Source organism: Arthrobacter terricola (genome assembly GCF_004354015.1).
Lineage (GTDB): Bacteria > Actinomycetota > Actinomycetes > Actinomycetales > Micrococcaceae > Arthrobacter > Arthrobacter terricola.
This window is the reverse complement of the sequence record NZ_SMRU01000013.1, coordinates 111,061-137,363: the sequence shown is the minus strand read 5'-3', so window position 1 is coordinate 137,363 and position 26,303 is coordinate 111,061. Positions and strand designations below refer to the sequence as shown.

Here is a 26,303-nt window from a genome sequence, read left to right as displayed (position 1 = left end):
CGGTTTCTGCTTTCTGCGCGAGCACCGCGATCTTGTAAACATGTGATGCATATAAGGCAACTTTGAGTGTATGATTGGTGTCACAGTCGTCAATCCCCTCACCGATTCACTTAAGGAGTGGCAGATTTTGGAAGAGCTTCGTATTGAGGCCAACGGCAACCTTGGTCCCATTGATTCGGCCCGAATCCCGCGTTACGCCGGTGCTGCCACGTACGCCCGCCTGCCCCGCCTGGACCAGGTGTCCAAGGCCGACGTCACGGTTGTCGGCGTGCCCTTCGACTCCGGTGTTTCCTACCGCCCGGGTGCCCGCTTCGGTGCCAACCACGTGCGTGAAGCCAGCCGCTTGCTCCGCCCGTACAACCCGGCCTGGGATGTCAGCCCCTTTGAAAACATCCAGGTAGCCGATGCCGGTGACATGGCAGTGAACCCCTTCAACATCAACGAGGCAATCGAGACCATCCAGCAGAACGCGCTGGACCTGACGGCCAACGGGAGCAAGCTCGTGACCCTTGGCGGGGACCACACCATCGCCTTGCCGTTGCTCCGTGCGGCCGCTGAGCGAGCCGGTGAACCCGTCGCGATGCTGCACTTCGACGCCCACCTGGACACCTGGGACACGTACTTCGGTGCCGAATACACCCACGGCACTCCCTTCCGCCGCGCCGTCGAGGAAGGCATCCTGGACACCGAGGCGATCAGCCACGTCGGTACCCGCGGCCCGCTGTACGGCAAGAAAGACCTCGACGACGACCACCGCTTCGGCTTCGGCATTGTCACCTCGGCGGATGTCTACTACCAGGGCGTCCTCGAGACCGTCGCCAAGATCCGCGACCGCATCGGCAACCGGCCGCTCTACATCTCCGTGGACATCGACGTGCTCGATCCCGCCCACGCGCCGGGTACCGGCACTCCGGAAGCCGGCGGCATCACGAGCCGCGAACTCCTCGAAATCATCCGCGGCTTCCGTGGCATGAACCTCGTCGGCGCGGACATCGTCGAGGTCGCCCCGGCCTATGACCACGCCGAAATCACGGGTGTCGCCGGCAGCCACGTTGCCTATGAGCTCGTCACGCTCATGGCGGACAACGCCGTCGGGGGGGACCGCTTCGGTGCGCCGAACGGTTACGCCGCCCAGGCCCTCGGCCGGGAATCCCGCCAACCGGCCGGTTTTGCCGCCAACTCTGCGGGAGTGCGTCCGTGATCGACTTCGATCCTGGCACCGCAGCCCCCACTCGCGGCACGGATCAGCGCAACGGCGGGGACCTCGTCGTCGAGACCCTTGAGGCACTCGGAGCGAGGACGGTTTTCGGAATCCCGGGCCAGCACGCCCTGGGTTTGTTCGACGCGATGGGTCGTGGGAACCTGCATTTCGTTTCGTCGCGGGTGGAGAACAACTCGGCTTTCGCTGCGGACGGGTACTCGCGCGCCACCGGCGAGGTCGGGGTGTTGTTCCTGTCTACCGGGCCGGGCGCGTTGACGTCCCTGGCCGGGTTGCAGGAGGCCTATGCCTCGGGCGTGCCGATGGTCGTGGTTGCGAGCCAGATCCCGTTGGAGGGCCTCGGCGCCCGGCGCAAGGGCATGCTGCACCAGCTCGATGACCAGAAGGCGTCCGCGGCGAACGTCACCAAGAGCCAGCGGCTGATCCAGCACGCTTCGGGGATCCCCTCGGCCATCCAGGACGCGTGGACCGAGGCCATTTCGTCCCCGCAGGGGCCGGTGTGGATCGAGATCCCGCAGAACGTGCTCCTGGATCCCATCATGGTGCCTCCCGTGGAGGACGCGCTCGCCGAGGCCGCGGACAACCCGCCGCGGGTCGAGCTGATCCGCGAGGCCGTGAAATGGCTGACGACGGCGGAGCGTCCGGCGATCATCGCCGGTGGCGGTACGCGCCGGGGCCGGGCCGAAAAGTCGCTGCTCTCGATCGCCGAGACGCTGCGTGCGCCGGTGATTTGCACGCCCGGCGGCAACGGTGCGTTCCCGTGGAACCATGAGTTGTCCTTGCAGTCCTGGATCGAAGACCGGTACATGACCGACGTCCTGGAAGACGCCGATGTGCTGATCGTCATCGGTTCCTCCCTGGGCGAAGTGACCTCTAACTACTTCACGTTCGAACCGCGCGGGCGCATCATCCAGATCGACGCCGAACCCCGGGTGCTGGAGTCCAACCGGCCCGGACTGGGCATTCGCGCCGATGCCGGGCAGGCCCTCGCGGCCCTGGACTCGGCGTTGACGGCGGCCTTCGACGCGTCGCAGGACGATTCCCGGCGTACCGTTCCCAACTGGCACGGGACCTCGCCCGAGGACCTGGTCAAGGAATCCCTCGCGAAGGTCAAAGCCCGCCTGGAATCGCAGGACCTGGCCAAGGAACTGAAGTTCATGGCCGATATCCGCGAAGCCGTTCCCGCCGGGATGCAGACCTTTTGGGACATGACCATCTCCGCGTACTGGGGATGGAGCTGCTGGGACTCCCGCGAGGGCCAGTTCCACTCCGCCCAAGGCGCCGGCGGCCTTGGCTACGGCTTCCCGGCCGCGATCGGCGGTGCCGTGGGGCTGGAAACCACCGGCCAGCCCTCGCGGGTACTCGCTGTCTCCGGCGATGGTTCCTCGATGTACTCCATTTCGGAACTGGCTACCGCGAAGCAGCACAACATCCCGGTGACCTGGCTGATCGTGGATGACGGCGGCTACGGCATCCTGCGCGAATACATGGTGGGCGCCTTTGGCAAGGCTACGGCCACCGAACTCGCCCGCCCGGACTTCGTCAAGCTCGCCGAAGCCTTCGGTGTCCCGGCACGCCGGGTCTCCGCGGGCGAAGTGGGGGACGCGCTCAAGGAAAGCCTCGCCGCGGACGGCCCCAACGTCGTCGTCGTTGAAACCCTCCTGAAAATGTTCGGCCCCACCCACCTCGGCGACTAGCAGCACCGCATAACCAACCAGCGCGAGCTGGCAGCACGTACGTTCGAAACTCCGGTTTCGCACGCACTGGCTGCCGGTTCGCGTTTGGCGTTTAACGCGCCTCACACTTGATTAGTTTCCCAAAGCAATCATTTTGGACTATAGTTGCTTTAGGCAAACAAAAGTGAGGTGTTTTCCATGGCGGTCGCGTCGAGCACAGCAACCGAGCTCGTCCACCAGATTTTCGATCTCCAACGGGTCCTCCGATGCATCGTGACCACGAGCTTGGCGAAGGATCCCGACGTCGGATTCGCCCTGCAAGGCGTCATGCGCTTCATCGGCGAGGGGGAGTCCCGCGCCACGAAGCTGGCGACGCGCTTAGGCGTCAGCCCTCCGGTCCTGAGCCGGCACATTGCCGAACTCGAAGAGCTCGGTTTTGTTGTCCGGCGCCCCGACCCCGCGGACGGCCGGGCCCAACTCGTCGCACTGTCCGAAAAGGGCATGGCGAAGGTCCGGGATTTCGAAGAGCAGCGCAGCCTCAACTTGAGGAGCTACCTCGAAGAATGGAGCGAAGACGACGCCTTGGAAGCGGGCGAGGTCCTCGCGAAATTGACCGCATCACTCAACCACTCAGTCCGGGCAACGGCGGCCGGCTCCCATCACTCGAACCACGAAGCTTAGGAGCAGCACCTATGGCAACCCGAACCCTTGAAGGCACGACGCCGGTGGCGGCACCCAACGCGCCGATGTCGCACAGGCAAATCATGGAGGCCCTGACCGGGCTCCTCGCGGCGTTCTTCACGGCGATCCTGAGCAGTACGATTGTTTCCAACGCCCTGCCGACCATCATGTCCGACCTCCACGGAACGCAGACCGATTTCGCCTGGGTCATTACCGCCGCGCTGCTCGCCAACGCGGCCACCACGCCCATCTGGGGCAAGCTGGCTGACCTCTTCGACAAGAAGCTCCTGGTCCAGCTGAGCATCGTGGTCTTCGTGGCAGGCTCGGTCATGGCCGGCTTCTCCCAGAGCATTCCCTTCCTCCTGACCGCACGCGTCATCCAGGGCATTGCGCTTGGTGGCCTCACGGCCTTGGCCCAGGCCATCATCGGCACCATGATTCCGCCGCGTGACCGTGGAAAGTACTCGGGATACATGGGCGCCGTCATGGCAGTGGGCACCGCGGGCGGACCGCTCCTGGGCGGATTCATCGTGGACAGCCCCCTCGGCTGGCGCTGGACGTTCTTCGTCTGCGTGCCGCTCGCCGTCGTCGCGCTCATCCTGCTCCAGGCGACCCTCAAGATCCAGCACGTCAAGCGTCCGGCCAAGATTGACTGGCTCGGCTCCGTGCTGCTGACATCAGGTGTCAGCCTGCTCCTCATCTGGGTGTCCTTCGCCGGCAACCCGGACTACTATGACTGGATGTCCTGGCAGACCGCCGTCATGGTCGGCGGAGGCGTGCTGCTGCTCGCCCTGCTGGTGCTGGTCGAATCCAAGGTCGCGCAGCCGATCATTCCGCTGAAGATCATCTCCGAGCGCACCACCGCCCTCGCGATCCTCGCCTCGGTGGCAGTCGGCATCGCGATGTTCAGCTCGTCCACGTTCCTCGGCCAGTACTTCCAGGTGGCCCGTGGAGCCACGCCTACCGAGGCAGGCCTGCTGACGCTGCCGATGATCGCCGGCAACCTGACGGGCTCCGTGGTTTCGGGACAGCTCATCAGCCGCTTCGGCAAATGGAAGAGGTTCCTCCTCGCAGGCACCGTGCTATTGGCTGGCGGCCTTGCCTTCACGGGCACCATCGACCACACCACTGAACTCTGGGTCACCTGCATCTACACGGCGATTTTCGGCCTTGGCCTTGGCTTGCTCATGCAGAACCTCGTCCTTGCCGTGCAGAACACCGTCCAGGCTAAGGACATCGGCACCGCCAGTGCGTCCGTGGCGTTCTTCCGCTCCTTCGGCGGCGCAATCGGCGTGGCTGTGCTTGGTGCGGTGATGTCGAACCACGTCACGGACCTTGTCACGCAAGGCCTGGCAGCGGCGCACATCCCGGTGAAGGGCGGATCCAGCGACGCGAGCATGGACCTGACCGATCTCCCTGCTCCCATCCGTGACATCATGCGTGCCGCCTACGGCGACGCCACTGCACAGATCTTCATGATCTCCGCGATCATCGCTCTGGTCGCTTTCCTCGCGGTGCTCTTCATCAAGGAAGTGCCGCTGCGGAAGACCGTGGACGCTTCGCCTGAGCGGGAACTGCTGGCAAACGCGTCAGCCGAGGCAGCGATGTCCTTGGACACCGCCTCCATGCCGATTATCGGTTCTGATGAACTGACCGAACCAGTCGACGACGGCGGCACTAGCCTGGGTGCCAAGCGTGCGCTTGCGGCGGCCGCCAAGGAACATGACGACCTCGATCTCGAGTTCGCCCGGATCCTGACGCAGGAACGGCCCGATCCCGCAGCCGGCTTGCGGGACGTCCAGGAATCGTTGGCCCGGACCCAGCGTTTGCTCGCCGAACAGCAACTGCAGTTGAGCCGCTCGCAGCGTGAACTCCAGGAGCGCATCCAGGAACAGCAAACCATCGCTGTGGAGCAGTCCAGGACCGCCGCGGAACTGGCTGCCTTGCACAAGGAACTTAAGCGGGAACGCCGTCGCCAGGAACGGGCGGCCCTCATGCTCATCGCAGGGGACGCGCCAAACACTGCTGGAGCCGGCATCCACTCCAGGGAAGTGGGACGGCACGCGGGCTAGCCGAGCTGGCTTGAACGTGAGTTAGCCACGGATTTGCGGGCGGGTCGGGATCATCCGGCCCGCCCGCACTGCTGCATGGAGGCAACGCGCGGGCCAAAATACGCCGCCCGGATGATATTTGGCTATCAGTATTCTGTTGGGGCAGGGGATTTCGTACAGTTGAGGGGCTAATACTGTCAGTGCCTCCTGCTATCTGTATTACTCGTTGGTTCTCACTCATTCGCGCACTCTAAACTCGCACTCTAACTAAGGATCCGTGGGCATGCTTGTCACCCTGATACGGCGCTATTCCAAGCCGTATTTGCCACAGATACTGGCCGTCATTGTTTTCCAATTGGCGTCCACCATCGCAACCCTCTACCTTCCTAGCCTTAACGCCAAAATCATCGACGAGGGTGTCTCCCGGGGCGACACCAACTACATCTGGCAGACCGGTGCCCTGATGCTTGCGGTCGCGTTCGGCCAGGTCGTGGCCGCCATCGCCGGGGTGTACTTCGGCTCCCGTGTGGCCATGGCCATGGGCCGCGACCTCCGCCGGGACGTCTTCCGCAAGGTCAGCAGCTTCTCGGCCAAGGACGTCAACAGCTTCGGCGCCCCCACCCTGATTACCCGTGGCACCAACGATGTCCAGCAGGTGCAGATGCTCATGCTGATGGGCCTGAACTTCATGGTGTCCACCCCCATCATGTGCGTCGGCGGCATCATCATGGCCCTCCGCGAAGACCTCAGCCTCTCGTGGCTGGTGTGGGTATCCGTCCCGCTCCTGGTGGCTGTGGTCGGCTACCTCGTGGTCAGGCTGATGCCGCTCTTCCGCTCCATGCAGAAGAAGATCGACGCCATCAACGGCGTGCTGCGCGAGCAGATCATCGGTATCCGCGTGGTCCGTGCCTTCGTGCGCGAACCGTACGAGGCCAAGCGCTTCGGCGACGCCAACAAGGACCTCACCATGGTGTCGGTCAAGATCGGCAACCTGTTCGTCTTGATGTTCCCGGCGATCGGTATGATCCTGCACCTCTCCACGGCCGCGGTGCTGTGGTTCGGTGGCCAGAGGGTCGACGCCGGCAACATGCAGGTGGGTTCCTTGACGGCTTTCCTCCAGTACCTCCTGCAGATCCTCATGGCCGTCATGATGGGCACTTTCATGGCCATGATGATTCCGCGCGCCTCCGTGTGCGCGGACCGCATTGGCGAGGTCCTCGACGTCGAACCCTCCATTCACGATCCGAAGGCGCCCATTGCGCCCGCGGAAAAGAAGGGCCGCGTGGAATTCCGCGATGTCACCTTCAAATACCCGGGCGCTGAAGCTCCCGTCTTGAGCAACATTTCCTTCTCTGCTGAACCGGGCCAAACCCTCGCGATCATCGGTTCCACGGGTGCTGGCAAGACCACCTTGGTTTCGCTCCTGCCGCGGCTCTACGACGTCGCGTCCGGTGAAGTACTGCTCGACGGCGTTCCGGTCACCAGCCTGGATCGCGACGAAATCACCAGCCGGGTGGCCACCGTTCCCCAGAAACCCTATTTGTTCTCGGGAACCATCGAACACAACCTCCGCTTCGGCAAGACCGGGGCCACGGAGCAGGAACTCTGGGACGCGTTGGAAACGGCCCAAGCCAAGGACTTCGTCCTGGAAAAGTCTTCCGGCCTGAACCGCCGCGTCGCACAGGGTGGAACCAACGTCTCCGGCGGCCAGCGGCAGCGCCTCTGCATCGCCCGGGCGCTGGTGACCCAACCCAAGGTCTACCTGTTCGACGATTCCTTCTCTGCCTTGGACGTTGCAACCGATGCCCGGCTTCGGAGGGCACTGAAGGAAAAGACCCGCGATGCCACGGTCATTATCGTGGCCCAGCGCGTCTCGACCATCGCGGATGCGGACCAGATCCTCGTCCTGGACAACGGCAGAATCGTCGATCGCGGCACCCATGATGAACTCCTCGAAACGTCACCGACGTACCAGGAGATCGTGGGGTCCCAGCTGACCGCGGAGGAAGTGGCATGAGCGAGCAGAATCAGCAAAAGCGCGGTTGGGCGGCGAAGGCCGAAGCAGCCAAGGCCGCCCGGGCAGCCAAAGAATCGGCGGATGCGAAGGACGCGGAAGCCGCAGTCGCCGTTGCCGTGGCGGACGATGACGACGTCGAAGACGTCGAATACACTCCCGGCGAAGCCGACGGCGGCATGTTCGGCAACCTGCCCGCGAAGAAGGCCAAGGCGTTCGGTCCGTCGGCCAAGCGGCTCCTGGGCCTGCTGAAGCCCGAGGCCGCGGCCGTGATTGTCGTGATCGGCCTCGTGGTGGTTTCGGTGGTCCTGAACGTCATCGCGCCGAAAATCCTGGGTAGCGCCATGGACGTCATCTTCGGCGGCGTGATGGGCAAGCAACTGCCACCCGGCGTCAGCCAGGCAGCCTTCGCCGAGGGCCTTCGCCAAGCGGGACAGAACAACTTCGCGGACATGGTGTCCAAGATGGAACTCACCAACGGGATCAACTTCTCCAAGCTGACGTTCCTGATCTCGATCGTCCTCTTGATGTACTTCGTGGCCAACATCTTCCTGTGGGCCCAGGGCTACATCCTGAACAAGATCGTCATGAAGGTCATCAACCGCCTCCGCAATGACGTCCAGACGAAGCTCAACCGCCTGCCGTTGAACTACTTCGACACCCGCCAGCGCGGCGACATCCTTTCCCGCGTGACCAACGACGTCGACAACGTCCAGCAAGGGCTTCAGCAGGCGTTCGCCCAGCTTGTGAGCTCCGTGCTGACCGTCCTGGGCATCACCGTCATGATGTTCATCGTGTCCTGGCAACTTGCCCTGATCGCATTGGTCGCCCTGCCCCTCTCCGGTGTCCTTGCAGGTGTCATCGGAGCGCGCAGCCAGAAGCTCTTCGCGGCGCAGTGGAAGAACACCGGAACGCTCAATGGCCAGATCGAGGAATCGTTCTCCGGCCATGAGCTCGTGAAAGTCTTCGGACGCGATGCGGACATGCTTGAGCGCTTCGACGAACGCAACGAGGCCCTCTACAAGGCATCCTTCGGAGCCCAGTTCGTTTCCGGCATCATCTTCCCGGCCATGAACTTCGTGTCCTACCTCAGCTATGTGGGCATCGCGGTTGTCGGTGGTTTGCGCGTGGCTTCGGGATCCATGAGCCTCGGCGATGCCACCGCGTTCATCCAGTACTCGCGTGAGTTCACCCAGCCATTGGGCCAGATCGCGGGCATGGCCAACATGCTGCAGTCCGGTGTCGCCTCGGCTGAACGCGTATTCGAGTTCCTGGACGCGGAGGAAGAAACTCCGGAGAACGCTGCCAAGCACTTGCCGCCGCGCACGGATGGTCACGTCGAATTCGAGAACGTTTCCTTCAGCTACGTCGCGGACAAGCCGCTCATCGAGAACTTGTCCCTCAGCGCCGAGCCGGGCCACACAGTAGCCATCGTTGGCCCGACGGGCGCCGGCAAGACCACCCTGGTCAACCTGGTGATGCGCTTCTACGAGCTCAACTCGGGCCGCATCACCTTGGACGGGGTGGACATCAAGGAGCTGAGCCGCTCGGAGCTCCGCTCGAAGGTGGGTATGGTGCTCCAGGACGCTTGGTTGTTCGGCGGCACTATCTACGACAACATCAAGTACGGAAACCTCGACGCCACCGAGGAGCAGATCATGGAGGCCGCCAAGGCCACCTATGTGGACCGCTTCGTCCGTGCGTTGCCGGATGGTTACCAGACGATCATCGACGAAGAAGGCAACAACGTCAGTGCGGGTGAGAAGCAGCTCATCACCATTGCCCGGGCGTTCGTTTCCGACCCATCGCTGTTGATCCTGGACGAGGCCACGAGCTCCGTGGACACCCGTACCGAGTTGTTGCTGCAGAAGGCGATGGCAGCCCTGCGCACGGACCGCACGAGCTTCGTCATCGCCCACCGCTTGTCCACCATCCGCGATGCCGACACAATCCTCGTGATGGAAAACGGCAGCATCGTGGAGCAGGGCAACCACAACGAACTGCTCGCATTGCAAGGGGCGTACTACCGCCTGTACATGTCCCAGTTTGCCGGTGAGGACGCGGAAGAGGTCGCGGTGGACGATTCGACGGCGGTGCACAGCTGAGCGCGCACCACGTCGGCCCGATTTCCGTCCAGGTCCCCATGCGTTGGGGCGACATGGACGCGTACGGGCACATCAACAACGTCCAGATAGTCCGCATGCTGGAGGAAGCCCGTATTGCCGCTTTCGGTCCGCCGAGCGGGGCGGGCCTTCCCGGAGTTGAGCCTCCGGTCTCCATTTTCAACGATGTTGGAGAGGGCGTCATGACCCTTGTGGTGGAGCACAAGGTCAGGTACGTCCGCACCTTGGAATACCGCAACATCCCGGCAACGGTGGAAATCTGGGTGGGGGCCGTGAAGGGGGCCAGTTTCGACCTGCACTACGTCATCAAGGATCCGGTCACCGGCCAGGACTGCGTCAAAGCCAGCACCCACCTGGCCTTCGTGGACGAGTCCACGGGCCGGGTCCGCCGGCTCACCCCGGAGCAAAAGGAACAGCTGGCTCCCTACCAAGCGTGATCCGAGTTTGTGTACAGGTAATGCCCTCTAGAACCCCTCTTAAGGGCATCACCTGTACACAAACTCCAGCCATTCAGGAGGCAATACCTTGCAAAACCTGACATACCGCACCATCGCGTTGAACATGGCCGAGCTCGGCCCCACCAATCCTCTTCCCGTGGTCGACGCGGAGCTCAACCAGCCCTACAGGATCGGCGAAGGCGTGCCGGAGGAATTGCAGGCCGCGGCCCGTTACGGCCAAGTGCCGAACGTCTTTCCGTATCTGATACAGGACGGTTACTCGCGGGTGCGGACCACCCACGAGGTACCCGCCGTCGTGCTTGAGAACAGCAAGCTGCGCGCGGTTGTCCTGCCCACCTTGGGCGGACGGCTTTGGGAACTCTTCGACAAGGCCTCTGGCAAACAGCTCCTCCACACTCACGGAACGTTGCAGTTCGCCAACATCGCGCTGCGCAAGGCGTGGTTCGCGGGCGGACTCGAATGGAATATCGGCACCCGCGGGCATTCGCCCACCACATGTGATCCGTTGCACACCGCCGTCGTCAAGACTCCGGAGGGCCACGAGGTCTTGCGGATGTGGGAATTCGAGCGCCTCCGCGGCGTCGTATTCCAAGTGGATATGTGGCTTCCCGAGGATTCGGACGTTCTCCTCGCCGCGGTGCGGATCCGGAACCCCCACGACCACGAGGTTCCCATGTACTGGTGGAGCAACGCCGCTGTTCCCGAGACGCCGGAAACCCGCGTCGTGGCGCCCGCCGCTGAGGCCTATGGCAGCGACTACACCACCGACGTCGCCCGCGTGCGGCCCACCGAGCATCACGGCAAGGATTCCACGTGGCTGGTCAACAGCGCGCACGCGGCGGATTTCTTCTTCGACATCCAACCCGGCCGCCGTCACTGGATCACAGCGGTTGACCGCGACGGCGACGGCCTGGCGATGCTCTCCACGAGCCTGCTGCGTGGGAAGAAGCTCTTCGTCTGGGGCCAGGGCGACGGCGGTAGACGCTGGCAGGAGTGGCTCAGCCCGGGCGCTGGTCCGTACGCGGAGATCCAGGCCGGGCTTGCCCAGACCCAAGTGGAGCACCGGCCCATGCCCGCCCGCGCCGAATGGACGTGGGTGGAGGCCTACGGCAACTCCCGGCTCGATCCGGGTGTCTCGCACGGCGAGGATTGGGACGAAGCAATCGCCCACGCAAGCACGCGCCTCGAACACCTCGTCCCGGACGCCGCGCTGGAAGACGCCCTTGCGGAGTCGAAGCGGATCCAAGCGTTTGCCCCGACGGAGATGCTGGTGCACGGGAGTGTTTGGGGTGCTCTGGAACGCGTCCGACGTCGGGCCGCGGGGCTTGGGTGGGTCGATGAGGCGGGCACGCCCTTCGGCGATCCTACAAGCGGTGAAACCGCGCCCTGGCTTGCGCTACTGGAAGGGCGGGGATTTGCCGGGGCGGAGAGCTTCGTCGCCGGAAGCGATTGGGAAGGGCTGTTGGAGCACGACGGAGGAGCGGAGGCTTTGTTCCACCTCGCCACCATGGCACATGCCCGCCAAAATCTAGATGCCGCAATCGCACACTACGACGCCGCCTTGGCCGCGGGCACCATTCCCCGACGCACCCGCGCCTTGATCCACCGGGGCCGGGCACGAGCTTTGCTGACCACCGGCAACGTTGACGAAGGCCTGGCCGAACTGGCGTCCGTGAGCCGCCTTGAACCCACCAACGTCCACCTGCTCATTGAGGCCATGACCCTCAGCATCCGCCACGGTCTTCCCGGGCAAGCGCTCGCTTTGGTGAGCGAGGCACCTACCGGAATGTCCGACGTCGGGCGCCTCCGGTTCCTCACGGCGCTCGCCCTTGCCCGCGCCGGGCGGAGCGACGAAGCGGCGGCCATGCTGCGCGACGGCGTGGAAATTCCGGATATCCGGGAAGGCGAAGACGCGATCTCCGAGCTGTGGAAGGACGTTTGCCCAGATGAGCCGGTGCCCAGCCGCTATCGCTTCCGAATGCACTAACTTGGTGGCTCCTTGGATGCCGGGCTTCCGGATGCCCGTACCCAGCTAAACCATGTAAGTTGGCATGGTGACTCCCTCCACCAAAGCCCCACTGACCCGTGCCCCCGGTATCTCCAAGGAGATCGAAGATGCAGCGTGGTTCGTGCTGGGCCCGGGGCTCCAGGGGAAAGCCTCGGCGCTCGACGCCGGAACACGCACATGGACGGTCGACGCCGCCGCCGAGCTTCTTGAACGCTTGGAACGCGGCGCATCGGACCCGAAAGCACCCATGATGACCAATTTGCGGCAGAACCTGGAAGGAGCGTCGCGCGAAGCCAAGCTGCTCGCCGTCGAACTTCTGTTCCTCCAGTCCCTGCCGCTCGCCCATGAGGTCAAATCCCTCAAGGTGAAGCGCGCCCGCGTTGCCGAGGCTGCGTCTTGGATCGAGCCTCCCATTGAGCTGCCCGTCGAGCTCTACCAGGGGATGACCGACCACGGCGTGATCCGCGACCGTACCGCGGAATTCAATTGGACCCTGTGGGACCAGTTGGCCTGGCTCTGCCGCTTCGTGGCCCACGTGGATGGCCAGTCGAACGCGAGCATTGCGAAAGCCCTCAAGGATCCGTTGAAGTTCCATGAGCTTGCTGCGGCAACCCCGGACGACCAGGCGGCCATCCGACGAAGCATCGAATACTTGGCGTGGCCCAGCTACTTCGAACCGGTAGTGGCGGATGTGGAGCGTCGGGAAATCCGCGACGCGTTTGCCTCGCTGGTGGGCGGTGCCAAGGGAGATTCCGAGGAAGACATCACTGCGGATGTCCACCGGATCCGCCTGCACCTCGACGAACAGGCAGGCCAACGCATCGATTGGTACCATCGCCAACTGGTCAGCCAATGGCGCAAGGTAGGCGACCCCGGCCGCAGGGCCTGGTTGCTGCGCACGCACCAGGATTCCGCCGAGTTGCTCGCCGCGTGGCAGGCGGAGGAGAAGGCGACGCTCGATGTCGAACACCTCCGCGAACTTAACCCGGGCGTTACCGCGGGCGTAGTGCAGCATGCTGTGGATGAGGACTACAAGCACCTTGGCTACGTTGAACGCGAGGACATGAAGACCGCCGTTTTCGCGTTCCTCACCGTCATGAAGCCGGGCGACCTCGCGCTGTTCCAGCACGCTGGCGCGGTGCGGATCGGCGTCATCCTCGGCGAAGCGGAACACAACGAGGATAACCGTCGGCTGCGGCGCAAGGTCCGTTGGTTCGACGAAACCCACCCCATTGCCGAGGCCCCGCGCCACGTCCAGCGCCAACTAGCCACCGCGGGGATCGTCGTGGATGTCACCAAGGTCATCCAGTCGCTGCAGTCCCTCCTGCCCGCGGAAGCAGAGTCCGACGGCGAGGACACCGCCGCCGCGGACACCGCCGTCGAGCCCGTCATTGAAGGGTTCCGGCCGCTCACCGAAGAGTTCGCGGATTCACTCCACATGGAGCTCGGGCCGCTGAAGGAAATTGCCGACCTCCTCGAGGAAAACCGCCAGCTAGTGCTCTATGGCCCTCCCGGAACGGGCAAGACCTACCTCGCGAAGCATTTGGCCGCCGAACTCGCGGGCGACAGCACCGACGAGCGCGTCAAGCTGGTGCAGTTCCATCCGTCCTACGCCTACGAGGACTTCTTCGAAGGTTTCCGGCCGGACAAAACCGACGACGGCCAGGTGTCTTTCAAGCTCGTCGCCGGGCCGCTGCGTCGCCTGGCCGAAGAAGCAGCGAAGCCGGGGAACTCGAACAAGCCGTATTTCCTCATCATCGACGAGATGAACCGTGCCAACCTCGCCAAGGTGTTCGGAGAGCTGTATTTCCTGCTCGAGTACCGCGACGACCGCATCTACCTGCAGTACAGCCCCAACGAGCCGTTCAGCTTGCCGGACAATCTGTACATCATCGGCACCATGAATACGGCCGACCGTTCCATTGCCATGATGGACGCGGCTATTCGGCGCCGGTTTGCTTTCGTCGAACTGCATCCCAAGGTTGAGCCCATCAAGGGTTCGCTGCGTCGCTTCCTCGAGGCCCGTGGCCTGGACACCGTCAATGCGGACCTGCTCGACGCCTTGAACGATTCGATCGACGACTGGGACCGCGACCTGATGATCGGTCCCTCCTACTTCATGAAGAACGCGGCCCAGGATCCCGCCGGGCTGCGCAGGATCTGGAAGTACGAGCTCATGCCGCTCCTCGAAGAGCACTACCACGGGCAATTGAACCGGGCTCAGTTGGAAGAGCGCTTCGGGCTGGACCAGTTGTTGGGTCGACTTGCGACGCGCTAAGTCAGCTCCGCCGCGGCCATCGCGTCCTCCGGAAATCGGGAAGGCTGCGGGGTCGGGGAGGTCCGCGGGGGCCCGGCCTCCGGCACGTTCGTCCGTGGTTTCGGCGGCGCGGCCGTCCGCTCTTGGTGCCGCGCGGCCGTCTGCTTCAGGCGTGGCCGCCGTCCGGCACGTCGTGATGGACGAGCTCTCCGGCGGCATCGTGGAGAAGCTGGATCCGGATTCCGCCGCGCTCTTGAACTCAAGCGGCCTCGCGAAAGCCTCGCCCATGGGAATGGGGCTTTACAGGATCGAACCCGTCGGGAAGGTCGGTTCTGTCCGCACGCCCACGGTACAGTTCGAGGTGCGGCCAAAAGACCGGTTGGGCCTCAGTCGCCTCCTGTTCCTGCTCAGCTACGCGGGGGACCAGGGTTTCCGCGAAGACTCGGTGGCTGCCGTCGAACACCAGGATTTGTGGAGCGCCCTGGCGGAGTCCCTTGCGCAACTGGCCGAGCGTGCACTGAGCCGTGGTCCGCTGCAGGGGTACCTGACGGTGGACGAGTCGCTGCGGACGGTCAAGGGCCGGATTCGGATTTCGGACCAGATTTCGCGCCGTCCCGGCATGCTGGTTCCGCTCGAAGTCTCGTACGACGAATTCACCGAGGACATTGCCGAAAACCGCATCCTCCGGGCCGCCCTCGAGCGGATGTGCAAGGTCCCCGGCGTGCGGAGCAATGTCCTCAGCCGCCTGCGGCAGCTTAAGGGAAAGCTCGACGCCGTCACTCGGCTGCAGTCCGGCGCGCCCCTTCCGCGGTGGCGGGCCAGCCGGATGAACCTCCGCTACCATGCCGTGCTTCGCCTTGCGGAGGTCATCCTTCGCAATGCCTCCGCGGAGGCAGGGGAGGGGAGACAGCAAACAGCGTCGTTCGTGGTGGACATGTCCAGTGTTTTCAAGGAATTCGTGGGTCTCGCAATGCGCAAGGCCATGAGGGCGCACCCCGGCGAAATGCGGCTTCAGTACGGCGCCACGCTCAACGAGGCAGTTCGCGATTCCGACCGGCTGACAGTGCGCCCCGACGCAGTCCATTTCCTTGGTGGCAGGCCGGTTGTGGTGTACGACTCCAAATACAAAGCAGCCACGGATTCCGGAGCTTCGCTCAACGCCGATCACTATCAAATGCTGGCCTACTGCACAGCGCTGCAGGTGCCCACGGCGTGGCTCGTCTACGCCGGAAAGGGCGAGATGAAACTGCGGCGGATCCTCAACACGGATATCGATATCGTGGAGTACCCCCTCGACCTCTCCTTGCCGCCCGCGGACATCCTGGCCGCCGTCGACGATTTGGTCCAGCAATCGTGGGGAGAAGTCGTAAGGCAAGCTTTGGCGGTTCCTTCGGGAGGGGCGTCAGGCTAGCCTGAAGGAGCAGGCACAGCAGATGGAGGCACAATGCGAAACAAGAAGAAGAAATCCTGGAAGGACATGACCCCGGGGCAACGCTTCGGAATGGCAGTGGTTGGCGCTGGTCAAATAGCACTGCTGATTGCCGCGCAACGCAGCATTACCAAGACGCCGGCGTCGGACATTCGGGGGAGCAAGGTCCTGTGGCGGGCCGCGAGCTTCATCAATTTCTTTGGGCCTCTGAGTTATTTCCTGTTTGGTCGCCGTCGAGGAACCGTGTGAGCTGATCCTCCAAAGCCGAACGGTCCCGCAATTCGCACTCCCAGACAGTGAGTACAGCCCAACCCGATTCCTGTAACTTTTCGCGCTGGGCCGCGTCCCGCTCCCGGGTGCGGTTCCGCTTGGCTTCCCAGAAATCCGCGTTGGCCGTGGGAGCATGCAGCCCGGCCTTGCAGTCATGGAAATGCCAGAAGCAGCCGTTGACGAAAATGACCTTGTGCCGGCTGGCAAACACCAAGTCCGGACTGCCGGGGAGTTTCCCGCCCGCCGCGTTCCCATGGAGCCTGTATCGGTAACCCTTGGCGTGCAGGATTTTGCGAACCAAGAGCTCCGGTTTGGTGTTCTTGCCCCGGATCTTGGACATGTTCCGGCTGCGTTGCTCCGGCGTCAGCAAGTCCCGGCTCTCGCCCATACCCCAGTCTAAGCACGCCGCCCCTGCCAGGTTCGCCGCGTTTGAAAAGCCACCGGCGGTACATTACGGCGATTATTTTCCAAGTTTGGTAGTTGCTAGCATTTCGACCATGGGTCGAGGGCTGTTTCAGCGCATGGTGGGCATTGTCATCGCGGTCACTGTGGGAGGTGCAGCCGCACTATTATGGTTCGCTATTGCGTCGACCGGAAATTCCGCGGTTGAGTCGCGCGCTGAAGGCATCGTCCTCGGTGTTTGGAAGGTTCTGTACGACTCGGAGGCACCAGAGCCGAGGGTGATCCTCACCGCCATCGCTTTTGCGCTTTTGTTGTCCGCAGGAGTGGCATTGTTGGAACGCCGAATTGCCAACAGGTCCCGACGCTCAGCAAATCCCCAGACTCCCTTGGCCCCGAAGATTGTCATGGCGGAGACCCGTGGAGTATACGCAGGGCCGGTTTCGGTCACTGTGTTGATTCCTGCGCACAACGAGGAAGTTTCACTGCCGTCCACAATTGCATCGCTTATGGCTCAGTCGCATCCTCCGGACCGGATCATTGTCGTGGCCGACAATTGCACGGATTCGACTGTAACCCTCGCCCGAAAAGCAGGTGTCGAGGTCTTTGAATCCGTAAACAATACGAAGAAGAAGGCCGGAGCCCTGAACCAGGCGCTCAAGTGGCTGCTGCCCGGCCAAGGGGATAACGACGTCGTAATGGTCATGGACGCTGACACCCGCCTCGACGACGGTTTCCTGGAAGTGGCGGTATCCAGGCTGACGAATGACAGGGCATTGATGGCAGTCGGCGGACTCTTCTACGGCGAAGAAGGCCACGGCATGATCGGCCAGTTCCAGCGCAACGAATACATACGCTACTCCCGCGACATCGGCCGCAGGCGTGGGCGCGTTTTTGTCCTCACCGGCACGGCCTCGATCTTCCGACCACGCGCCCTGCGCACAGTGGCACAGAGTCGCGGCACGTCCATTCCGGGAATCAACGGAGATGTCTATGACACGGCGTCGTTGACCGAGGACAACGAATTGACCATTGCGTTGAAGTCCCTGGGTGGTCTCATGATCTCGCCCATGGAATGCACAGTGGTAACGGAATTGATGCCGAATTTCCGCACTTTGTGGGCGCAGCGCCTTCGCTGGCAGCGGGGAGCCCTCGAAAACCTTGGCGCTTACGGCGCGACGCCCCAAACCATCCGCTACTGGGCTCAGCAGTTTGGCATCGGTTACGGGGTCATTGCGCTCAGCGCTTATCTATTGCTCATCCTCATGATGGTCCTGTCTTTGGATACTTGGGTGTGGTTTCCGTTTTGGTTGGGAATCGGCGTCGTTTTCTCGCTGGAACGCGTGGTCACCGCGTGGAGGGGTGGCTGGCGTGCCCGTATCCTGGCCGCCACGCTCTTTCCTGAATTGTTCTTCGACATGTTCCTGAATGTGGTTTATGTCAAGGGAATCATTGATATCTCCTTGGGCAAGCAAGCCAAGTGGAAGCATCTTAACCATTCACAAAGCGCAGAGGCCGGGAAGACAAAATAGCCATGGCGATTTCAACAGCCGTCCCCACCGGTCTCTTGTTCCCAGAGGGAATCCTGCATTCTGATTGGTTCGCCATTTTGGCTACTTTTGTGGCGATCAACACTCTGATGTATGGCGCTTTGGCTATCGCGAAAATTGTTCCGAAGTTGCATCCCGGCGACTGGATTCGTACCAAAAACCAACGCGCGGAGACTCGAAGCATCTACCCGGATGCGCCTACCGTGAACGATGCGACGGACTTCGTCAACGCTCGCGGAGGACGCGGACGCCGCGCGGACTAGCGTCGTGGGTGGGCCCTTCCGGGGTTTCGTGCACGGCAAAGAACAGCCCGGGCGTCGGCGTGTTCGGGCGTGGGGATACGAGGCCAGGCGACCAGTGTCATCTTGGGCCTGTGGATAACTTTCGACGCCTACCCGGAACTTCAGCTACCCTGATGCTCAGGCACAACACTATTGGGGGATAGCAGCCATGAATTCAAGCACGTCCATTTCTTTTCGCGCCCGGTTCTTTGCCATTGCTGTGGTCGGGGTGATGTTGGGTCTCACTGGCTGTGCTCCGGGCGACCCACCCGAAGCGTCGCAGACCGGACGTTCGAGTGCTTCGCCCAGTGTCACGGCCACGCCGACGCCGACTCCAGTTGCCGCCTACAAGCCTGCGACTTCCACCGGCAGGGCGGAGAACGTACCGGTTCCGGTGCTGCCGGAGGCTGCGAAGGCGAATAGCAAAGAAGGGCTGGAGGCGTTTGCCCGGTATTGGTACCAGGTGCTTTCGTACGCCTACGAGACGGGGGACCTCACCGATGTCCAGAGGCTGTCGGGTCCGAACTGCGGCCTTTGTGCAAACCAGGAAAAAGCCATCGCCGCCGCTTGGTCTGACGGCAAATGGATCGTCGGCGGGCGTATTGAGACGCCGCTAGTGGAAGGGAAAACTGAAGAGGGTAAGTCTTCGCAGGTGACGGTTCAGGCAATCCAACAATTGATCGAGATCCGCAGTGCGGACGGAAGCCTATTCCAAGAACCAACAGAAGCTTCAAATATGGCGATGCTAGTGGTAGCCGCCTTCGGTCCAAATGGTTGGACACTCATTGACTTCGGATTGGTTTACTAGCAATGCGCAATCTCGGAGCCCTTTCGGTTGGGTTGTTGTCCGTTTCGCTGCTGGTCGGGCTTGCCAGCGCGGCGCACGCGAATGATTCGCCGTCGCCGGTAGACGTTGGCCTGAAACGAGGTGGCGTCGGTGTTGGGTCATCGAAGTGGGTCCGTGACCCTCAGTCCGGCGAAATGGTACCCGTGCTGGCCGGCGAGGTCAGTGACGACCCGAACCAGTACAAACCGGTTTTGCAGTGTCAGGTCGGGGACGACTTGGATAAGAAGTGTCTTCCGGGTCAGTTGCAGTGTCCGCCGCGGGAGCCGGGCGGGAAGCCCGGTTCGGCGGTGATCTGGAAGGTCGCTCCGCGCGCCCTGGAGAATCCGACCTGGACCGATTGGAAGTCACCCAATGATGGTCCGTCGTGCTTGTACGACCAAAAGCCGGAGGATCTGTTGGCCAGGCTCGCCGGGAGGATTCTGTCGGATTTCCGGACTCTGCCGATCAAGCCGGCCGTTCTGGGTATCCAGCCGAGTCCGCACACGCTCAGGGGTGCCGAGACGAACGTGTTTGCCGATGCGGTGGAGCAGCGGTTCGATGTGGTGATCTTCGGGCAGAAGGTGCGGGTGGTGGCGACCCCGACCGATTACACGTACGGGTATGGGGACGGCGGTGGTTTGGGGCCGACGATGTTTGCCGGTGGCCCGTTGCCGGAGGAGCGGTGGGGTGAGCAGACGCGTACGAGCCATGTGTATAAGCAGACCGGTGATTTCCAGGTGTCGGTCTCGACGATGTTTCGTGGCACGTATTCGGTGAATGGTGGCCCGGATTTGCCGATTCCGGGCACGGGGGAGTTCGCTTCCCCGGCGCAGACTGTGAGTGTGTGGCGCTCGGTCACGCGCAACTATGCCGATAACTGCCTCCAGAACCCGCAGGGCGAAGGCTGCCCAGGCGTGCCCTCGAAATAGAGCGGTGGGCGCGCAGCTCAGATAGTTCACATTTGAAAAACAATATTGGGGGAATCAAAAACATGAGTTCACTAGTGTCCGAGTCATTGACGGCTCGGTTGTTTCTTGGCGTAGCCCTTGCGGCATCTGTGGTGGCCCTTGTCGGATGTGGTCCGGGACCGCAAGCTGATCCGGATGGTTTGGTGTCACCGCGTGCTTCTGCCACTGCCACAGTCAGGCCAACACCGGCAACAACTCCCGTTTACAAGCCCGCGACATCCATGAGGAAAGCCCAGAACGTGCCCGTTCCAGTGCTACCCGAGGCCGCGAAGGCGAATACCGAGGAAGGCTTGGAGGCATTTGCGATGTATTGGTTCCAAACACTTTCGTATGCATATGAGACGGGGGACCTTACTGATGTCCAGAGGATGTCGGCTCCGGATTGCGGCCTTTGTACCAATTTGGAAACCGTCCTAACAGCCGCTTGGGCTGACAGTAAATGGATCGTCGGTGGACGTATCGAGACGCCGGTCGCGGAAGGAAAGCTTGAAGTGGGTAAGTCTTCGCAGGTAAAGGTTCAGACAATCCAACAATTGATCGAGGTTCGCAGAGCGGATGGAAGTCTATTCCAAGATCCAACCAACGCTTCAAATAGGGCGATGCTAGTGGTAGCCGCGTTCGGTGCTAATGGCTGGACGCTCATTGACTTCGGATTGATCTCCTAGCGATGCGCAGTCTAGGAAATCTGTCTGTTGGGTTGTTGTCCGTCTCGCTGTTGGTCGGGTTCCCCGGTGTGCTGCACGCGAAACAATCGGCGCCGTCGCTCGACCTTGGAATGGAAGAAAGCGGTGTCAACGTTGGGTCATCGCAGTGGATTCCTGACCCGGCGTCAGGCGATTTGATTGTCGCCCCTGTCGGCCATGTGAGCGTTGACCCGTTTCGGTACAAACCGGTTTTGCAGTGTCAGGTCGGGGAGCATATTGATATCAAGTGTCTCCCGGGTCAATTGCAGTGTCCACCACGGGAGCCGGGCGGGAAGTCCGGGACGGCAGTGATTTGGAAGCTCGCTCCGCGCGCACTTGAGAACCCGGTGTGGACCGATAGGAATCCCAATGATGGTCCGTCGTGTTTGTATGACGGATAGCCGGAGATTGGCCAGGATCGCTGGAAGGATCGTGTGAGTTCGCTTCCCCGGCGCAGACTGTGAGCGTGTGGCGCTCGGTCACGCGCAACTATGCCCATAACTGCCTCCAGAACGGGGGTCGAGGCTATGCTGACCGGCAAGTTTGAAATACCTACGCAAACTGAAAATTGGGGGAGAAGAATGAAGGAACAAAATTCACGAGGCAGAAGGCGGTTTTCGGGTGACCTCGAGTCGGTCAGCACCGCGGTAAGGACAGTTCGGGAGGCTTTTCCCGTGGTCCTGAAGACGATTGGCGGAGAATGCAGGTCCCCGAGGCGTCTCGGGCGCAATTGGCGTTTCGACCTAGCAACGCTCAACGGGAGAACGCTAGATGTGCTCGAGTGTCGGATTAGCGGCGAGAATGTCTACAACATCGCCAACTACCTTCGCCGTCAAGAGGTGTCCTTGGCCGCTGCCATGCGAGAAGGCATGAAGCTTGAGATCCAAGGCGAGACTCAGTTGACCGACGACGGCACCGTCATCCTGGACGTCACCAAAATCTCAGAGAATTTCACCCTCTCGGGAGAACTTCATCGCCAAGATGAACACACCATTGACGCACTTCGCGTAGCGGGCGTCCCGTCGGCCAGGACCTCTCGACGAGATATTCACTGTAATGACTACCAAAGGCCCAGATTCCCCAAACAACTCAAACGATTGCTGGTAATCGCGCCGGACGATAGCCGCGGCTTGGCTGACTTCAAAAGCCGGGTTCAGAAGTCCGAACAAAAGGAATACCTGGCAATCGACTACCAGCCATTTCGCTGGGCCAGCCAGGCAGCACCCGAGATGTTCCAAGCGAAGCTCGCTGAGATCATTTCGAAGGGCTACGACCTTATCCTCATCGTTAGGGGTGGCGGGCACTGGAGCAAATTGAGGGTCTTCGATCAACCCGAAATAGCTCTTGCAATCAACCGCTCTCCGGTGCCCGTCGCAACCGCTATTGGTCATGAACCGGACGTCTCCATGGCCGATCGAGCAGCGAGTTTCTCCTTCGTGACGCCAACGGCCGCTGGAGAAGCAATCAAACGGGAACTCGACAAGCGCCACTACATCGAGTCCAAACGAATCAACGAACGAGCTTCGACTGGGCGCTCGCCCGCGCCGACCTCTGCCAGAGTTTCCGCCCCGGCCAATGCGCCGACCCCCATCAACGAGCCGCCTGCCCCTCGTTATCCGAGCTTGGCTGATCTGCATCGAGCAAGGGCGGAAGCCGCGGCATTTCAAACGTGGGCCCGGGCTGCCGAACACGAACACCGCAGTGACCTCATCGAATTGGCGCAGCGCCGCGTTCGAATGTTCTCCCAACTCAAAGTCGCTGCATTTATCGCGGCAGGCGTTTTTGCCCTTCTCGTCCAGCAGCCGGTGCTCGAGCTAACGGGTTTCAGTTCGCTTGTTTTGGCCCAGGTGCTGTATCCGGTTTGCTCTGTGGGGATCTCACTCCTGGCTGCTTGGGTGGAGAAGCGGAACCAGAGGTTTGTTTCGGATCCGGCGACCAAGCCAATGAAGCACCCTTTCCGCGACCAGGATGACTGGCGTCGGAGAGCCAAGAGTGTGAGGACCATTCGGGGCATTCGCCAAGTAATCGCAAACATCCCTTCCAACGGCTGAGCAAACACGACAACGTTGTGACGCTTGTCTCATCATCCTTGGCTCCGGAATAGTTGCAGACGCGTTGCAGTTGCCAACAGTGGATCCGTTCCCGTTTGAAAGGCATTGCACATGTTGTTTTCCCCGTTGACGCTCGGCGAACTTGAACTTCCCAACCGCTTGGTCATGGCACCGTTGACCCGTGTACGTGCAGGCGCAGAAGGGATTCCCGGGCCCCTCCTCGTAGAGCACTATCGGCAGCGCGCGTCCCTCGGCTTGATCGTCAGTGAGGGAACTTATCCCACTCCAGCCGGCCAGTCCTACCCGGGCCAGCCTGGCCTTGTTACCGAGGAACAGATCGCAGGCTGGAAGAAGGTGACCGACGCCGTCCATGCCGAAGGCGGCCGCATGTTCGCCCAGATCATGCACGGTGGACGAGTCTCCCACCCGGACATCACCGGCGGCAACGAAATTGTCGCACCCAGTGCTGTCGCCATCGAAGGCGAAGTGCGGACCCCGAACGGCAAAAAGCCTTACCCGGTTCCGCGCGAGTTGAGCACAGATGAGCTACCAGCGGTCATCCAGGAAATCGTTACGGCATCCCGGAACGCTATCGAGGCCGGGTTCGACGGCGTTGAACTGCACTCAGCCAATGGCTACCTGCTCCACGAGTTCCTTGCACCTAACACCAACATCCGTACGGACAGCTACGGAGGTTCCCCGGAAAACCGTGCCCGCTTCGTCATCGAGACCGTCAACGCCGTGGTCGAGGCCCTCGGCGCCAACCGGGTGGGCATCAGGATTTCCCCGGAGCACCTGGTACAGCAGATTGAAGAGACTGATCCTGCTGATGTCCGCGCAACATACGAGGTTCTCGTGGACACGATCGCCCCGCTCAACCTGGCCTACCTGAGCATCCTGCACCACGAACCCCAAGGCGAACTCGTCCAGGACTTGCGCGAGCGTTTCAGGGGTACGTTCTTGGTGAACACCGGCTTCAGCACCATCACGGACCGGGAAGAAGCCGTAGCACTCGTCGCGAACGGCCACGCGGACGCCGTCGTCGTAGGGCGCCCGGCCATCGCAAACCCGGACCTCGCGCGCAGGTGGCGTGAGAGCCTGCCGCTCAACGAACCTGATCCCTCTACGTTCTACGGTGAAGGCGCGAAGGGCTACACCGACTACCCGTTCTACGCGAACTAACCCCAACTAGCCCTCGACGGCGGCACTCGGCTTTTCCTGAAAGCCGAGTGCCGCCGTCGTGATTTAAGCGATCTTACCTGGGTAGCTTCTGCCATCGCGGCACATTCTGCTGGATCAGCGGGTAGGTGCCGTTCGAGATCCCCGGAACCGCGAGGGAGCCAGCCCAAGCCAACCGGAGTGGCCCAGCAGAAAATCCCAGCCCCCTTAGTTCCCCGCACAGTTTCCGGGTCTAAGGTTTTTAGTGAGGTAACAATCCCGAATCGGCCCGTGTGCCGGGAAGGGGCAGTTGAGGTGGCGACAAAGACCCAAGTCTTCAGGGATAAACGCCAGGCCCGCATCGAGCGCGCGGTTGCCAGCCCCCACTATAAATGGACAGTCCTGACCAACACCACGCTGGGCATGCTCATGGCGACCATCAATTCGTCCATCATGCTCATAGCCTTGCCCGACATTTTCCGCGGAATCCACGTAGACCCGCTCACTCCCGGCAACACGAGCATGCTCCTTTGGCTCGTCATGGGCTACATGGTGGTCACGGCCGTGCTTGTGGTTACCTTTGGCCGGCTGGGCGACATGTTCGGCCGGGTGACGATGTACAACGCAGGCTTTGCGATCTTCACGGTATTCTCCGTGCTGCTTTCTTTGACGTGGCTCTCAGGTGACGCGGGAGTCCTGTGGCTGATCATCATGCGTGTGCTTCAGGGCGTCGGCGGGGCGATGTTGATGGCCAATTCAACGGCCATCATCACGGACGTCTTCAAAGTGGAGCAGCGCGGACTGGCGTTGGGCCTGAACCAGGTCGCAGGCATTGCGGGATCCTTCTTGGGCCTGATCGTAGGGGGATTGCTCGGCCCGCTGGATTGGCGCTTGGTGTTCCTCGTGTCCGTGCCGGTGGGGTTGGCGGGCACCGTGTGGGCCTACCTCAGCATGCACGACACCGGAATCCGGCAGCCGGCCAAGCTCGATTGGTGGGGCAACGGAACGTTCGCGGTGGGCCTGGTCGCGGTGCTGGTGGGCATCACGTACGGCATCCAGCCATACGGCGGCCACACGATGGGCTGGACCAACCCGTGGGTGCTCGCCGCCTTGATCGGTGGAGCTGCGGTGCTGGCCATTTTCTGCTTGGTGGAATCAAAGATCGAGGAGCCTATGTTCAATTTGTCGCTCTTCAAAATTCGAGCGTTCACCGCTGGAAACCTGGCCTCGTTGATGTCCGGCATAGGCCGCGGCGGCTTGATGTTCATCCTGATCATCTGGCTTCAGGGGATTTGGCTGCCGCAGCATGGCTACAGCTTTGAAACCACCCCGCTTTGGGCGGGCATTTACATGTTGCCGCTGACCGCGGGATTCCTGATCGCAGGACCCGTTTCCGGTTGGCTCTCCGACCGCCATGGGGCCCGGCTCCTCGCCACCTTGGGAATGGTAGTGGCAGCAGCGAGTTTCCTTTGGCTGCTCGTATTGCCGGTGAATTTCACGTACCTGCCGTTCTGCCTTGCGTTGCTGACCAACGGCTTGGGCATGGGGTTGTTTGCAGCACCGAACAGGGCCGGCATCATGAATTCGCTTCCGCCTAATCGCCGCGGCGTGGGCGCGGGCATGAGCACGACCTTCCAGAACTCGGCCATGGTGCTTTCCATCGGCATCTTCTTTTCCCTCATGATCACCGGGCTCGCCCGCACTCTGCCGCAGACACTCGCCTCAGGCCTGACGGCTCACGGTGTGGCCGCCGCAGACGCGGCGAAGGTTGCGCAACTACCGCCAGTTTCGGTCCTGTTCTCCTCGTTGCTGGGCTACAACCCGGTACAGACGCTGCTCGGGCCGAAAGTCCTGGGAGGCCTTCCGCCGACGGACTCGGCGTTCCTGACCGGCCGCTCCTTCTTCCCGGCCCTCATCTCGGGGCCGTTCGCCGAAGGCCTTGCAGTGGCCTTTGCCTTCGCGATCGCGGCCTGCATCGTGGCCGCTTTCGCGTCCGCCCTCCGCGGCGGAAAGTACGAGTACACGGAGCATCGGATCGAGTCCGAGGCCCCGCGTCGTCTCCCAGCGGCGCAGTTCCTTCCGGCTGCGGAGTCGTTGCGCACGGTCAGGGCGCACGACGGCGGAAAGCAAGCCGTCCGTCGGCGTGCCGCTGACCATGTTCCGAAACCCACGAGCGTTGATCCACGTCGCCTCCGATGAAG

At 62.2% G+C, this 26,303-nt stretch carries 20 protein-coding genes; 19 read left to right on the top strand and 1 reads right to left on the bottom strand.

The features are described from left to right. Positions 1–127 precede the first annotated feature (127 nt). The 11 genes from speB to E1809_RS12570 all read left to right on the top strand — a co-directional run bounded on the left by speB (position 128) and on the right by E1809_RS12570 (position 16,165). Complete coding sequence (speB, locus tag E1809_RS12620) at positions 128–1,201, top strand: agmatinase (RefSeq protein ID WP_133204603.1); 1,074 nt, start codon at positions 128–130, stop codon at positions 1,199–1,201. Beyond that, positions 1,198–2,916 (top strand): thiamine pyrophosphate-binding protein, encoded by a 1,719-nt coding sequence (locus E1809_RS12615; protein WP_133204575.1) that lies wholly within the window; start codon positions 1,198–1,200, stop codon positions 2,914–2,916. Before speB ends, E1809_RS12615 begins: the two co-directional genes overlap by 4 nt. 177 nt (positions 2,917–3,093) lie before the next feature. Beyond that, entirely contained in the window at positions 3,094–3,576 is a 483-nt protein-coding gene (locus E1809_RS12610) for a MarR family winged helix-turn-helix transcriptional regulator (protein ID WP_133204574.1), read from the top strand. A gap of 11 nt (positions 3,577–3,587) precedes the next feature. Then, positions 3,588–5,648: an MFS transporter gene (locus E1809_RS12605; protein WP_133204573.1), complete on the top strand. Its 2,061-nt coding sequence runs from the start codon at positions 3,588–3,590 to the stop codon at positions 5,646–5,648. Between the two features lie 262 nt (positions 5,649–5,910). Beyond that, positions 5,911–7,644: an ABC transporter ATP-binding protein gene (locus tag E1809_RS12600; RefSeq protein ID WP_133204572.1), complete on the top strand. Its 1,734-nt coding sequence runs from the start codon at positions 5,911–5,913 to the stop codon at positions 7,642–7,644. Continuing rightward, on the top strand, positions 7,641–9,746 hold the full coding sequence (locus E1809_RS12595) for an ABC transporter ATP-binding protein (protein ID WP_133204571.1): 2,106 nt from the start codon (positions 7,641–7,643) through the stop codon (positions 9,744–9,746). Before E1809_RS12600 ends, E1809_RS12595 begins: the two co-directional genes overlap by 4 nt. A 38-nt stretch (positions 9,747–9,784) precedes the next feature. Beyond that, positions 9,785–10,201 carry an acyl-CoA thioesterase gene (locus tag E1809_RS12590; protein WP_133204570.1) on the top strand — a complete coding sequence of 139 codons (417 nt, stop codon included), beginning with the start codon at positions 9,785–9,787 and terminating at the stop codon, positions 10,199–10,201. Positions 10,202–10,289: 88 nt separating this feature from the next. Next, entirely contained in the window at positions 10,290–12,209 is a 1,920-nt protein-coding gene (locus E1809_RS12585; protein ID WP_235835573.1) for a DUF5107 domain-containing protein, read from the top strand. A 64-nt stretch (positions 12,210–12,273) separates the two neighbouring features. After that, positions 12,274–14,508: an McrB family protein gene (locus E1809_RS12580; protein ID WP_205754170.1), complete on the top strand. Its 2,235-nt coding sequence runs from the start codon at positions 12,274–12,276 to the stop codon at positions 14,506–14,508. A 175-nt stretch (positions 14,509–14,683) separates the two neighbouring features. Next, a complete protein-coding gene (locus E1809_RS12575) occupies positions 14,684–15,898 on the top strand; it encodes a 5-methylcytosine restriction system specificity protein McrC (RefSeq protein WP_133204601.1) in 1,215 nt (404 codons plus the stop codon). A gap of 33 nt (positions 15,899–15,931) precedes the next feature. Next, positions 15,932–16,165 carry a PLDc N-terminal domain-containing protein gene (locus E1809_RS12570; RefSeq protein ID WP_133204569.1) on the top strand — a complete coding sequence of 78 codons (234 nt, stop codon included), beginning with the start codon at positions 15,932–15,934 and terminating at the stop codon, positions 16,163–16,165. On the opposite strand, the gene E1809_RS12565 is transcribed toward E1809_RS12570, so the two are convergent. Further along, complete coding sequence (locus E1809_RS12565; protein WP_133204568.1) at positions 16,107–16,574, bottom strand: very short patch repair endonuclease; 468 nt, start codon at positions 16,572–16,574, stop codon at positions 16,107–16,109. The genes E1809_RS12570 and E1809_RS12565 overlap by 59 nt on opposite strands. 109 nt (positions 16,575–16,683) lie before the next feature. Between E1809_RS12565 and E1809_RS12560 the strand changes: the two genes are divergently transcribed. From E1809_RS12560 to E1809_RS12525, 8 genes are all read left to right on the top strand, one after another. After that, positions 16,684–18,117 carry a glycosyltransferase family 2 protein gene (locus tag E1809_RS12560; RefSeq protein ID WP_133204567.1) on the top strand — a complete coding sequence of 478 codons (1,434 nt, stop codon included), beginning with the start codon at positions 16,684–16,686 and terminating at the stop codon, positions 18,115–18,117. A gap of 2 nt (positions 18,118–18,119) precedes the next feature. Next, the gene (locus E1809_RS12555; RefSeq protein WP_205754169.1) at positions 18,120–18,398 is read left to right on the top strand and encodes a hypothetical protein; all 279 of its coding nucleotides are present in this window, start codon (positions 18,120–18,122) and stop codon (positions 18,396–18,398) included. 187 nt (positions 18,399–18,585) lie between these two features. Beyond that, entirely contained in the window at positions 18,586–19,224 is a 639-nt protein-coding gene (locus E1809_RS12550) for a DUF6318 family protein (protein ID WP_133204566.1), read from the top strand. 2 nt (positions 19,225–19,226) lie between these two features. Next, positions 19,227–20,171: a hypothetical protein gene (locus E1809_RS12545; protein WP_133204565.1), complete on the top strand. Its 945-nt coding sequence runs from the start codon at positions 19,227–19,229 to the stop codon at positions 20,169–20,171. A gap of 32 nt (positions 20,172–20,203) precedes the next feature. After that, positions 20,204–20,875 carry a DUF6318 family protein gene (locus tag E1809_RS12540; RefSeq protein ID WP_133204564.1) on the top strand — a complete coding sequence of 224 codons (672 nt, stop codon included), beginning with the start codon at positions 20,204–20,206 and terminating at the stop codon, positions 20,873–20,875. Positions 20,876–21,762: 887 nt separating this feature from the next. Continuing rightward, positions 21,763–22,944 carry an exodeoxyribonuclease VII large subunit gene (locus tag E1809_RS12535; RefSeq protein ID WP_165962295.1) on the top strand — a complete coding sequence of 394 codons (1,182 nt, stop codon included), beginning with the start codon at positions 21,763–21,765 and terminating at the stop codon, positions 22,942–22,944. Positions 22,945–23,055: 111 nt separating this feature from the next. Continuing rightward, positions 23,056–24,126 carry an alkene reductase gene (locus E1809_RS12530; protein ID WP_133204562.1) on the top strand — a complete coding sequence of 357 codons (1,071 nt, stop codon included), beginning with the start codon at positions 23,056–23,058 and terminating at the stop codon, positions 24,124–24,126. Positions 24,127–24,417: 291 nt separating this feature from the next. Beyond that, positions 24,418–26,301: an MFS transporter gene (locus E1809_RS12525; RefSeq protein ID WP_215279589.1), complete on the top strand. Its 1,884-nt coding sequence runs from the start codon at positions 24,418–24,420 to the stop codon at positions 26,299–26,301. The last annotated feature ends 2 nt before the right edge of the window (positions 26,302–26,303 follow it).